The organism is Chitinimonas sp. (assembly GCF_041904975.1).
GTDB lineage: Bacteria > Pseudomonadota > Gammaproteobacteria > Burkholderiales > Chitinimonadaceae > Chitinimonas.
This window is the reverse complement of sequence record NZ_JAYRLZ010000128.1, coordinates 1-11,793: the sequence shown is the minus strand read 5'-3', so window position 1 is coordinate 11,793 and position 11,793 is coordinate 1. Positions and strand designations below refer to the sequence as shown.

The window sequence follows — 11,793 nt, the reverse complement described above, 5'->3', positions numbered from 1 at the left end:
TTTTTAAGTAACTACTTACCTGACTTGGATATAGGTGCTTCACTTCCGGCTGCCAAGCAACTCTGGCTTGCTGCCGGCATGGATTCTCGCACCCTTGATCGCATATCAACCAGTGTTGGTCGCCTTTCTCCCGGTGTTACCGAGGGCAACCAGATCACCCTATCCGAAGACGGCGCCGGCTGGGGCTGGCATGTCGATCCAAACCCGCTCGATAGCAGCGAATTCCTGCCCACTGCCTCGGCCACCGAGTTCAAGGCGGCCGATGGCTCGCCGGCGGCCGGCAAGCTCGATCTGCTTATCGTGTTGATCCACGAGCTGGGTCATGTATTGGGCATGCCCGATACCGCCAGTGCCGACGACAGCATGGGCGGCTACCTCACGCCGGGCCTGCGTCGCCTGCCCGATGCGATATCGCGGCCTTGCAGGCGTATCTGAGCCACGCCAACCGAAAGCAAGGTATGGTGGAGGCTTACCGTACAAGGGACTACACCATGCAAGAGATAGCGAACTGCTTTGGCGTTCACTATGCGACAGTCAGCCGGGCAATCAAGGCGGGGGGAATGTATGAACGCAAGATCTGACCCTTGTTTTTCCCCATTCGGAGTATGGGTACATAATTCTTCCAGCATCAATTGGACGGATGTGAAGGGTGAGAATGCGCCGGGTAAGACCAAGGCGGATGAGAATGGCGTAATTTCCAGAAATCAAGAACCGCCGTGCTTCCCGGCCGGTACGCTGGTGCACACCGATAAGGGCTTGGTGCCGATTCAGGATATACAGGTTGGCGATCGGGTACTGTCGAAGTGCGAGTTCACGGGGGAGCAGGCTTATAAGCGGGTGTTTCGCACGTTTTTACATATGGATAAGTCAATTTTCGCTGTCTGGGGTTCCTCGTATAATAAGGTGCTGAATTTGCGAGATCGCGGAATATTTCCAATATTCACAACCGGCAATCATCCGTTTTGGGTGGGCAGACTGAAGGATGGTATTAAAGAGTTCAGGCGCGGCAAAGTTAATATCGGCTGGCGCGCTGCTGTGGAGTTGGATATTGGTGATTTGGTGTCTACTCAGAATTCTGACTTTTTCAGTGTTTTTGGTTCGGTTCCACTCTTTAAGTGGGGTGAGAGTGGTATTGCTTGGGGTGGTATGTTTCTTCCTACTGAATCGGGCTTTTTATTTGATCTTCGTAATAATAAAATCCGATATGATCTCCTCGGAGAGGATTCTGATGTTAAGAATGAGATGATTGAATTTGTCTCGGATCTTGGAGTTGAGCGTGATCCTTATCCAACCAACGAAGAGGCATTTTGCTGTACGGTGTATAACTTGGAGGTGGAAGACTTTCATACATATTTCGTCGGTGAGATAGGGGTTTGGGTGCACAACAAAGGTGGTGAGTGAATTGACCTTACCATGCATGATCTTTTGGCATGCACTTCCGGATAATTATCCGGGCAGCGGCGCCAATGCCCAGCTGGCCCAGGCGTTTATCCTGCATGGCGAGCGCTATTTGCAGTTCACTGCTAATAGTGGCCTGCAGGTCAGTGAAGGAGCCTATGCCCCGGTGGTACCAAGTGGCAGCATTTCCGCCACTGTCACCGCTGGCTAGGCTCACGCCTGCGACCCGCTGGCTGGTGCCATCGATATCAACGGCCGCGCCATGCCCCGGTAAGCCCCAGTTCCATTCTCGACCCCCTGTTGTGCTTTCGGCACGGTGCCCTTACCGGGCCGGGCCTTCGCCTGGAAAATCCATTACATTGCCGCCTTTGTACCTGCGGCCGGTTTGCCGCAATCAACTCAAGCTTGCCGGGTGGCAGAATCGATGAATACCAAGGAAAAACTGTTTGCCCTGTTGATCGCCACCCTGTTCAGCGTGGTCACCGTCTGGTTGATCCTGCGCGGCCTGGGCTGGTTGATGCCGATCTGGAAAAGTTGGACCGCCGATACCCAGCGCACCGTACAGCTTGGGTTTTATTCGGTATTCGCTCTGGTTTGCCTAGCGTTCACCGTGCGCCAGTTGCGCAAACGGCGCGGGAGCGGCGAGCAGGAGCAGACGCCGCCGCAGTAAGGGCAATACGAATTTCGCGCCAGCCGGGCAGGGCGGCGCGATAGAATCGCGGCTTCTTTGCGGTTCTGTGTTCTGCCATGTTTATTGATTCCCACTGCCATATCGACTTTCCCGAGCTTGCCGAGCACGGCGATGCGCTATTTACCGCCATGCGCGACAACCGGGTGAGCCATGCGCTGTGCGTGTCGGTCAATCTGCCGGCTTGGCCGCGCGTGATCGCCATGGCCGAAGCGCACGACAATGTGTTTGCCTCGGTGGGCGTGCACCCCGATTACGAAGACGAGACCGAGCCGACCGTGGCGCAGCTGGTCGAGTTGGCGCGCCACCCCAAGGTGATCGCCATCGGTGAGACCGGGTTGGACTACTACCGCCTGCAAGGCGATCTGGAATGGCAGCGCGAGCGCTTTCGCGTGCATATCCGCGCGGCGCGCGAATGCGGCAAGCCCTTGATCGTGCATACCCGCTCGGCAGCGGACGACACTCTGCGCATCATGGCCGAGGAGCGCGCCAGCGAGGCCAGCGGCGTGATGCACTGCTTTACCGAAAGCCAGGCGGTGGCCGATGCCGCCATTGCGCAGAATTTTTATATCTCGCTATCGGGCATCGTCACCTTCAAAAAGGCGGAAGAACTGAAAGAAGTGGCGCGGACCATACCGCTGGAGCGCATGCTGATCGAAACCGACTCACCCTATCTTGCGCCCATGCCCTTCCGTGGCAAGCAGAATCAGCCGGCTTATGTACGCCATGTGGCCGAGCATATTGCCGATCTGCGCGGCATATCGGTGGAGGAGGTGGCGAAGGCCACTACCGAGAATTTCTGCCGGCTATTTAAGCTAGATGGCGTGATATGTTGATCACTCTACTGAAACGAGTGCTCGGGGCATTGCTTGTTCCGATTGCAATCGCGTTTTGGGATGCAATTGATTCCAAGGCAGGTGTCGATTTAATTCGTGTTGCGACGACTCTTGTTTACTGTGCGGTTCCAGCTTTGCTTGGGGTAGGCATTTCGCTTCTCTCTAGATTCAACGCTAAAGAATCGGCGGCATATATAGGCGTGTGCCACCTCGTTCTGATTCTGTCCTTTGCTTTTCGCGATGCCGGCATGATGTGGTTCTATTGGCCGGCTGAAGCACTTGTGATGGGGGTGGCTTTCTTCGCTGTGGTTTGCAGAAATACCTATAAAGGCCAGCTGGAGGCGTAAATGAGTATCGACGTCCTGATCCTCGGCTGTGGTTCCAGCGCTGGCACGCCGGCCATCGGCTGTAGCTGCGCCACCTGCACGTCAACCGATCCGCGCAACAAACGCACGCGCGCCTCCAGCGTGATCAGCGCCGGCGGACTCAATTTCCTGATCGACTCCGGGCCGGACCTGCGCACCCAGGCGCTGCGCGAAGGCTTGAGCAAGATCGACGCGGTGCTCTACACCCATCAGCATGCCGACCATATGAACGGCATCGATGATCTGCGCGGCTTTTGTTATGTGAACAAAGCGCCCATGCCGGTGTTTGGCAGCGATTACACCATGCGCGATATCGAGACGCGCTTTCACTACACCACCTTGCCGCCCGGCACCTGGTGGGAGCTGCCATCCTTGCAGACCACCCGCGTCGATGGCCCGTTTTGCCATCGCGGTATCGAGATCACCCCGATCCCGCTGCTGCATGGCCGCTGGCCGGTGTATGGCTACCGCATCGGCAATGTCGCCTACCTCACCGATGTGTCGGAAATCCCCGAGACAAGCTTCCCCCTGCTGGATGGCCTGCAACTACTGCTGCTCGACTGCCTGCGCTACACGCCGCATCACACCCATTTCGGCTTTGAGCAGTCGCTAGCCGCCGCCCAGCGCATTGGCGCGGCACGCACCGTGCTGATCCATATGACTCACGAACTGGAATACCACGCCCTCAGTGCCAAATTGCCGGCCGGCGTCGAAGTGGGCTTTGATGGCATGCGTTTGCGCTGCGACGAGTAGCGGCAATGTCGCGCATCCTGGTGATCTTCGATCTGGATGGCACCTTGGTGGATAGCGAGGCGCTGTGCAGCCAGGCCTTTATTGATTTGTTGCCGGCGTTGAACGACACGGTCAGCGAGCTTGTCGCACAGTTTCGCGGCATGAAGTTGGCGAACATACTCCAGGCAGTTGAACGCAAACTGGCCGGGCCGCTGCCCGATGGCTTCGAGGTCGCTTACCGCCAGCGCGTTGCCACATTGTTTGCCTCGCAGCTGCAGCCCTTCGATGGCGTCGAAGCGATGTTGCGAGCTTTACGCCACCCTTGCTGCATTGCCTCATCCGGCCCTCCGGAGAAAATCGCCCAGGCCTTGGCGCTGACCGGCTTGAGCCAGTATTTTGGCGAACGGGTGTTCAGCTCCTACACCGTGGGCAAGTGGAAACCCGACCCTGGTCTGTTCCTGCATGCGGCCGCCGCGCTGGGCTATGCGCCGCGCGAGTGCGTGGTAGTTGAAGATAGCCCGATCGGGCTGCAGGCTGCAGCGGCCGCAGGCATGCGTGCGCTTCATTTCGTACCGGGTATGCAAAGTGGCGATGCATCAGGGCAGTTCGGGCAGATGGCGGACTTGCACGGCCTGCTGGACAGGCTCGTGGCCGCTATGGCCGCCGCAGGCTGAGATGCAAGCTACCGTGCAACTGCAGGGGGCGGTCGGGCGTAGTTCCCGCCTGTCAAGCCAGTCACGCTACAATCGCTGGTGGTAAAAATAATCGACGGGGTGTTGCATGACGAATGACAAGCATGTCCCACGTATCGTGATTGTTGGTGGCGGTGCCGGTGGCCTTGAGCTGGCAACGCGCTTGGGTGACCGGCTCGGCCGACGCGGCAAGGCCGAGGTGGTGCTGGTGGACAGCCAGCGCACCCATATCTGGAAGCCCTTGCTGCACCAGCTGGCGGCGGGTAGTTACGACAGCCACGCCGAAGAAATCGAATACCTGGCGCAGGCGCGCTGGCACCATTTCCGCTTTCGCCAGGGGCGCTTGTGCGGGCTGGATCGGGCGCAGCGCGAAATCCTGATTGCGCCGCTGCTCGACGCGGAAGGCCGCGAAATCATCCCGGCGCAGCGCCTTGGCTATGACTATCTGGTGCTGGCGGTGGGCAGCCAGACCAATGATTTCAACACGCCCGGCGTCGCAGAACATGCGATTGCCCTGGATAGCCCGCAAGCGGCGCGCCAGTTTCATGAGCGCCTGATCGATGCCTGCCTGCGCGCGCAGAATGTGCCGGTGGCGGCTGGTGGCGGACGTTTCACCGTCGCCATCATCGGCGGCGGTGCCACCGGGGTGGAGCTGGCGGCCGAGTTGCATGCGGCGGCGCAGGTGCTGGTCAGCTTCGGCCTTGAGCATATTCATCCGGAGCGCGATTTGAAGATCGTGCTGGTCGATGCCAATACACGCATCCTGTCGGTGCTGCCCGAGCGGCTATCCGAGGCGGCAGCGCGCGAATTGCGCAAGCTGGCGGTGGAAATCCACAGCAATGAGCGGGTGGTGGAAGTAAGCGCCGCCGGGGTGCGCATGGCCAGTGGCAGCTTTGTACCGAGCCAGCTCACCGTGTGGGCGGCCGGCATCAAGGCGCCGGACTTTCTCAAAGAGCTCGATGGCCTCGAATGCAATCGCCTCAACCAGCTCTTGGTGGCGCCCAGCCTGCAAACCAGTGTTGACGAGCGCATCTTTGCCTTTGGCGATTGCGCCGCCTGCCCCAATGGCGCCGGTGGCTGGGTGCCGGCTCGTGCCCAGGCCGCGCACCAGCAGGCGGCGGTGCTGGCCGCCAATATCGAACGCGCCCTGGCAGGGAAAAGCCTCAAGCCCTTCACCTTCCAGGACTACGGCTCGCTGGTGTCATTGGCCAGCTATTCCTCGGTGGGCTCGCTGATGGGCAGCCTGGCGCGCGGCAGCCTGTTTGTGGAAGGGCAGCTGGCCAAGCTGATGTACTGGGGCTTGCATAAGCAGCACCAGATGGCATTGTCGGGCTTGATACGCACCGTGTTGATCACCCTGTCCGAATGGCTGGACCGGGTGCACAGGCCGAAGATCAAGTTGCATTAGGTTTTTGAACAGCATTGCACAGCCAAAGGCTTCAACGCAGAGAACGCGGAGGAAAACCAAGAGAAGTGCTGCGGCCAAGCTAGGTCCGTTTCAAACGTCCTGCCCGCACTTTTCTTGATCTTGCCTTTCTCTGCGCCTCTGCGCTGAGGGTTTGTAAAGTCGGCAAGCCTGGCTAGAACGCCGGCGCATGCAGGGCGATGCGGTTGCCTTCGCTGTCGAGGATGATGGCGCGAAAGCCATGCGGGCCGATCGGGTGGGCTGGCTTCACAATGCTGCCACCCAGCAGCGTGACCGCCTCCAGTGCTGCTGCCATGCGCGATGCCACATTCAGATAGACCAAGGGCCCGCTTGCCGACGGGGCATTGTCGCCGTCCGGCGTATACAGGCAGCCGGCTACCTCATCACCTTCATGTGGCAGCAGGCCGAACAGAAAACCGGGGCCGCCCTGGCGGCTAACCTCGCAGTCCAGCACAGCGCTGTAAAAACGGATGGCGCGGTCAAGATCGTTGACCGGAATATCGACCCAGACGATGTGGTTCATGTTTTTCCTGTTTGTGTGCAGGGGAAGGGTGGGGCTTCAGACTAGCCGATCGGGGCGCAGCGAGAAATAGCGCGCCGGCGGCAGACCGAAGCTGCGCCGGAACATGGCGATGAAATTGCTCGGCGTGGCATAGCCCAGCGCATCGGCGACATTGTTTACTGCCTCGCCCTGGGCGAGGCGCTCCAGTGCCAGCAACAGGCGCGCCTGCTGCCGCCATTGCGCGAAGCTGTGGCCGGTCTCGGCCAGCATCAGACGGCTCAGATTGCGCGCCGATAGCCCACCCCAGCTGGCCCATTGCGCAAGGGTGCGCGCATCCCCCGGCTGCGTGAGGATGGCCTCGGCAATCCGCCGTAGCCGGCGCTCGCGCGGCATCGGCAGATGCAAGGGTTCTTGCTGCGCCTGTTGCAACTCATCCAGCAGCACGGCCACGGCGCGGCTTTGTGCGGGCGCGAGCGTCAGCTGCTCGGTCCAGCCACTGGCGCGGCGCACCAGCGCGCGCAATAGCTCGCTCACACCCACCACGCAAGGCTCGCTCGGCAGATCGGCACAGGCTGCTGGTGTCACCAACACGCTCCAGCCGCGCATGGCACCGCTGATCGACACGCTATGCGGCTCATCGGGCGGAATCCAGCCGGCGCGGTGCGGCGGCAGCAGCCAGGAGCCATGGCGGGTACGCACATGCACCAAGCCGCTTTCCACGCAGAACAACTGACCGCGCCGGTGATGGTGCTCGGCGTATTCCTGGGTGCCGAGCCGGAATTGCGCATTGCTGTCGGCTTCGCCCCATAGCGCGATCAGGGCAGGGCCGTCGAGCAGATCGCTGTAGTTGGGTGGCGGGGCTGATGTAGTCACTTTGGCTGAAATTCAATATTTGTCGTCAAAACAACGTTATCAAGCGGGCGCCGATCTGTCCAACACTGGCGGCTGGTCCAACTCCTTGAAAGAACGCCATGACTAGCGTGCAACACGCCCCCCGTCCCATCAGCCCGCCGGCCTTGATCCGGCCCGATCTGCCGCCCTGGGTGGCGGTACTCATTGCCTGCGTTTCCTCCTTTATGGTGGTGATGGATGGCGCCATCGTGAATGTCGCCCTGCCCGGCATCCAGGCGGGCCTGGGGCTCACTGCCCTGCAGCTGCAATGGGTGGTGGATGCTTACTTGCTGTGCCTCGGCGGCTTCATGTTGCTGGCAGCGCGTGCCAGCGATCTGTATGGCCGCAAGCCGGTATTGCTGGGCGGCCTGACCGTGTTCACCCTGGGCAGTCTGCTAGGCGGCCTGGCCGACAGCGGGCCGGTATTGCTGGCGGCGCGGGCGGTGCAGGGAATCGGGGCGTCGGCGCTGGCTACCTCCACCCTGGCGCTGATCGTTGCGGTGTATCCGAGTGGCCCGGCGCGCGGCAAGGCGATATCGGCGTGGGCGGCATCCAGCTCGGTGGCGTCCGCCTGCGGCGTACTGGCTGGCGGCGTGCTGACTGCCCAGCTGGGCTGGCGCTGGGTGATGTTCGTCAATGTGCCGATCGGCGTGGCGCTGATCCTGGCGGTGGCGGCCTGTATCCAGCGCAGCAGCCAGGCCAGGTCCGGCAAACTCGATCTACCGGGCGCCGCCAGCGTAACCCTGGGCATGGCCAGCTTGCTGTATGGCATCTCGCAGGCCGCGAGCCTGGGCTGGTCGGCACCGCTGGTGCTGGTGGCGCTGGGTATGGGCGCCTGTTTGCTGTTGGCCTTTTGCATCATCGAATCGCGTAGCGCGCAGCCCTTGCTGCAGCTGAGCATTTTTCGGCTGCCCAATGTGCGCAATGGCAATGTGGTGGTGATGGGTCTGGGTGCGGCGCTGACTGCCAGTACCTATTTCATGTCCATCTTGCTGCAGCAGGTGCTGGGCATGAATGCGCAGGATAGCGGCCTGTGCATGGCGCCGATGGCCGCCGCGCTGGCGGTAGCCGCCATCGTGTCGCGACCGATGATGGATGCCGGCGTGCGCCAGCTGCCCTGCTATGGCGGGCTGATCGCGGCGGCTGGCCTGCTGTGCTTGAGCCAGTGCCCGCTGCAGGCCACATATCGCCTCGATATCCTTGGGCCATCGATGCTGATCGGCCTGGGCCTTGGCCTGATGCTGATGACGGCAGCCCATACCGCGCTTGATGGCATTGCCGGAAAAGAGGCCGGCATTGCCTCGGGCCTGTTCAATACCGCGCGCCAGCTCGGCGGGACGCTGGGCATTGCCGGTCTGTCCACGCTCGCCCACGGCGTTGCCACGCAGCAGGCAGCCGGCGCCCACGCTGCCGGATTGGCGGCCTGTCATGCTGCCTTTGTCGGGATTGCGGTCTTGCTCGCGGTGGCCGCGCTGATGTCGCTGCGCCTGAAGCCGCTCGCCGACTAAGGGCCGCTTGCGGCAAATTTATTCCGGCATTTTCCGGTTTCATGCTGCCCGATGCGCGATTCGTCTCGCGCCGGGTGTGAACAGGCGGCGGCTTGCGCAAGATGGCGGCGCTAACCGGCTGATACGCCAGCCGCCGACCATTGCGCACCATGAAGGAAACAAAATGAACAAACCCACCGTGTTGACCCTTGCCTTGTTTGGTCTGTTTTCTCTGTGTAAGCCGGCATGGGCCGACGATGCGCGCGCTGAAGCGCTGCTGCAAAAGGCCAAGGAAGCTACCGGTGGCAAAGCCTGGGACGGCGTGAAAACGCTGAGCGAGAAGGGGAGGCTGCAATTGCCGCAATTGCAGGGCAGCTATATCCAGCACGTTGATCTGGCGCGGCAGCGCAACCACTTTCACTACGATCTTGGCGTGATAAAGGGAGCATCGGGCTTTGATGGCAAAGAAGCTTGGTCGGCCGATGCGACCGGACAGACCCAGGCCTTGACCGCTGGTGACGATAAGGCCGAAGCGGTGTCGTCACTGTACCGCGACAGCCTGGCCTACTGGTTTCCCGACAGGATGAAGGCTGAGCGCAGCTACGCCGGCGAGCGCAGTGCCGATGGCGTGGTGTACGACGCGGTACGCATCGCGCCGCAGGGCGGCCTGCCGTTCGAGCTATGGATCAGCCGCAGCAATCAACGCATCGAGCGCTATGTCGCCCTGCACGGCGCTCAGCCGACCATGGACCGCTATAGCGATTTTCATCAGGTAAGTGGCGTCAGCCTGCCGTTCAAGATCAGCAGCGTCTATGTGAAGAGCGGCAAGGAGGCGCAGCAGCTGGCGCTCGACAGCGCCGAGGTGAACGTGGATCTGCCGGACAGCACCTTCAGCCGGCCGGCGCCACCGGCGGCCGACTTTGCCTTCGCATCGGGCCAGCATAGTGTGACCCTGCCTTTCCATCTGGATGCGAATCACATCATGGTGACGCTGGATGTAGACCAGGGCGCGCCGCTGAATATGATCTTCGATACCGGCGCCTTGAACCTGATCGACCGCAAGCTGGCCGATGGCCGCGGTTACCGCAGCGAAGGGGCAGTGCAGGGCGGCGGTTTCGGCAAGGAGACGGTCAGCTTCGGCTTTACCAAGGTCCCCCGGATGCGCCTTGGTGCGCTTACCCTGACGCAACAGCCCTTTGTCACCATGGACCTTGCCCGGCTGAACCGTGCCGCTGGCGAGCCGTTTGATGGCTTGATCGGTTACGAGGTGGCCAAGCGTACGGTGGTGCGTATCGACTATCCGGCCAGCAAGCTCAGCCTGATCGAACAGGGGCATTTTGTGCCGTCCGCCGGCGCGATCCGCCTGCCGCTGAAATTTGCCGACCGCACCCCGATTGTGGAAGCCAAGATCAATGGCGTGCCGGGCGAGTTCCAGCTGGATACCGGCTCGCGCAGCGGTGTCTGGCTGACCGATGGCTTTGCCAAGGCACATCCGCAATTGGCAAAGGCAAGCTGGTCGGCACCATTTGTCGATGGCTTTGGTGTGGGCGGCCCCACCGTTGTCAGCCAGAGCCGGCTCGACACCCTGGAGCTGGGCCCGATCAAGCTGCGCCAGCTCCGGGTGACCCGCGCCGCCGAAGCCGATGGCAATGAAGGCGCCGGCCATACCGCAGGCAATATCGGCGGTGCCTTGCTCAAGCATTTCGTGGTGACGCTGGATTACGCCAATAGCTGCATCTATCTGGAGCCGGCCGCCGCCAGCTTCAGCGATGCCGGTGACTATGATCGCTCCGGCATGTTCTTGCTGCGCGCCGAGCAAGGCGAGGGCTTCGAGGTGCTGGATGTTGCCAAGGGCAGTGCGGCCGCCCTAGCCGGCGTACTGTCCGGCGAGCGACTTGTGGCACTGGCTGGCCAACCGCTTGCCGACCTTGGCCGGCTGCGCGCGCAGCTGATGGGGCCTGTAGGCAGCCGCATCGAGCTGACGGTGCAAGATGCCGCAGGCAAACGCCGCAGTGTGGCCCTGGTGCTGGCCGAACGCGGCTGAATCGCAAAGCGCGGGCGTTCAGGCCGCCTGGCCAGCCATACGGCAGGCCAGGCGGTTTTTTTGCTGGCCTGTTTCGTCGAAGTTTTCCGGCGCCAGCCACTGCTCGAAGCTCGCGCGCAGCGCCGGCCAATCGCGATCGAGCATGGCAAACCAGGTGGTGTCGCGGTTTTCGCCCTTGAATACCATATGCTGGTGGAAGGTGCCTTCATATTGGAAGCCAAAGCGCAAAGCAGCCTGTTTGGATGGCTCATTCAGTGAATTGCATTTCCATTCCAGGCGCCGGTAACCCAAGTCTTCAAATACATGGCGGGCAGTAAGAAACAGCGCTTCGCTGGCCACCCGGCTGCGGGCAATGGCCGGTCCCCACAGAATGCTGCCGATTTCGATCACGCCGTCATTTTCGGCAATGCGCATCAAGGCCTGGCGCCCTTCGCAGCGGCCGGATGCCATATCGATCACCGCGCTATACAGCGGATCGGTCGAGGCGCTGGCCTGTTCCAGCCAGGCATCGAAGGCTGCGCGGGTTTGCGGGCGATCGAACAGGTAGCGGAATCGCGCTTCCGCGCCAGGCGCCATCGAGGCGGCGAACAAATCATCGCCATGCTGGGCAGGCAGCAAGGGGGCTAGCTGGCAGTAGCGCCCGCTGAGGGTAGTGCGCTGCGGGCGAGGGCGGGCTTGCCAGTGGCTGAGGTCGTGCATGGTCGCATCCGGGGCTGGGTGGTGAGGGAGGCT

14 protein-coding genes are annotated in these 11,793 nt (G+C 61.5%); 11 read left to right on the top strand and 3 right to left on the bottom strand.

All coding sequences use genetic code 11. The features are described 5' to 3' along the window. The first annotated feature begins 78 nt into the window (after positions 1 to 78). The 9 genes from ACE3OH_RS12820 to ACE3OH_RS12780 all read left to right on the top strand — a co-directional run bounded on the left by ACE3OH_RS12820 (position 79) and on the right by ACE3OH_RS12780 (position 6,119). Positions 79 to 435 carry a hypothetical protein gene (locus ACE3OH_RS12820; RefSeq protein ID WP_374353198.1) on the top strand — a complete coding sequence of 119 codons (357 nt, stop codon included), beginning with the start codon at positions 79 to 81 and terminating at the stop codon, positions 433 to 435. A gap of 207 nt (positions 436 to 642) precedes the next feature. Beyond that, positions 643 to 1,401 (top strand): hypothetical protein, encoded by a 759-nt coding sequence (locus ACE3OH_RS12815; protein ID WP_374353195.1) that lies wholly within the window; start codon positions 643 to 645, stop codon positions 1,399 to 1,401. A 16-nt stretch (positions 1,402 to 1,417) separates the two neighbouring features. Further along, positions 1,418 to 1,609, top strand: coding sequence for a hypothetical protein (locus tag ACE3OH_RS12810; RefSeq protein ID WP_374353192.1), 192 nt, complete (start codon positions 1,418 to 1,420; stop codon positions 1,607 to 1,609). Between the two features lie 213 nt (positions 1,610 to 1,822). After that, entirely contained in the window at positions 1,823 to 2,068 is a 246-nt protein-coding gene (locus ACE3OH_RS12805; RefSeq protein WP_374353189.1) for a hypothetical protein, read from the top strand. 77 nt (positions 2,069 to 2,145) lie between these two features. Then, positions 2,146 to 2,922, top strand: coding sequence for a TatD family hydrolase (locus tag ACE3OH_RS12800; protein ID WP_374353186.1), 777 nt, complete (start codon positions 2,146 to 2,148; stop codon positions 2,920 to 2,922). Further along, positions 2,916 to 3,269 carry a hypothetical protein gene (locus ACE3OH_RS12795; protein WP_374353181.1) on the top strand — a complete coding sequence of 118 codons (354 nt, stop codon included), beginning with the start codon at positions 2,916 to 2,918 and terminating at the stop codon, positions 3,267 to 3,269. Before ACE3OH_RS12800 ends, ACE3OH_RS12795 begins: the two co-directional genes overlap by 7 nt. Continuing rightward, positions 3,270 to 4,040, top strand: coding sequence for an MBL fold metallo-hydrolase (locus ACE3OH_RS12790; RefSeq protein WP_374353178.1), 771 nt, complete (start codon positions 3,270 to 3,272; stop codon positions 4,038 to 4,040). A 5-nt stretch (positions 4,041 to 4,045) separates the two neighbouring features. Next, complete coding sequence (locus tag ACE3OH_RS12785; RefSeq protein WP_374353175.1) at positions 4,046 to 4,693, top strand: HAD-IA family hydrolase; 648 nt, start codon at positions 4,046 to 4,048, stop codon at positions 4,691 to 4,693. 106 nt (positions 4,694 to 4,799) lie between these two features. Next, positions 4,800 to 6,119: an NAD(P)/FAD-dependent oxidoreductase gene (locus ACE3OH_RS12780; protein WP_374353172.1), complete on the top strand. Its 1,320-nt coding sequence runs from the start codon at positions 4,800 to 4,802 to the stop codon at positions 6,117 to 6,119. Positions 6,120 to 6,291: 172 nt separating this feature from the next. On the opposite strand, the gene ACE3OH_RS12775 is transcribed toward ACE3OH_RS12780, so the two are convergent. Next, complete coding sequence (locus ACE3OH_RS12775) at positions 6,292 to 6,660, bottom strand: VOC family protein (RefSeq protein WP_374353169.1); 369 nt, start codon at positions 6,658 to 6,660, stop codon at positions 6,292 to 6,294. A 36-nt stretch (positions 6,661 to 6,696) separates the two neighbouring features. Next, positions 6,697 to 7,512: a helix-turn-helix domain-containing protein gene (locus tag ACE3OH_RS12770; RefSeq protein ID WP_374353166.1), complete on the bottom strand. Its 816-nt coding sequence runs from the start codon at positions 7,510 to 7,512 to the stop codon at positions 6,697 to 6,699. 98 nt (positions 7,513 to 7,610) lie between these two features. Between ACE3OH_RS12770 and ACE3OH_RS12765 the strand changes: the two genes are divergently transcribed. Together ACE3OH_RS12765 and ACE3OH_RS12760 are read left to right on the top strand one after the other, a co-directional pair. Continuing rightward, positions 7,611 to 9,038 (top strand): MFS transporter, encoded by a 1,428-nt coding sequence (locus ACE3OH_RS12765; protein WP_374353163.1) that lies wholly within the window; start codon positions 7,611 to 7,613, stop codon positions 9,036 to 9,038. A 163-nt stretch (positions 9,039 to 9,201) separates the two neighbouring features. Then, positions 9,202 to 11,061 (top strand): aspartyl protease family protein, encoded by a 1,860-nt coding sequence (locus tag ACE3OH_RS12760; protein ID WP_374353158.1) that lies wholly within the window; start codon positions 9,202 to 9,204, stop codon positions 11,059 to 11,061. An 18-nt stretch (positions 11,062 to 11,079) separates the two neighbouring features. Here the strand turns inward: ACE3OH_RS12760 and ACE3OH_RS12755 are convergent. Beyond that, the coding region (locus tag ACE3OH_RS12755) for a GNAT family N-acetyltransferase (RefSeq protein WP_374353155.1) at positions 11,080 to 11,793 on the bottom strand (714 nt) is incomplete at its 5' end.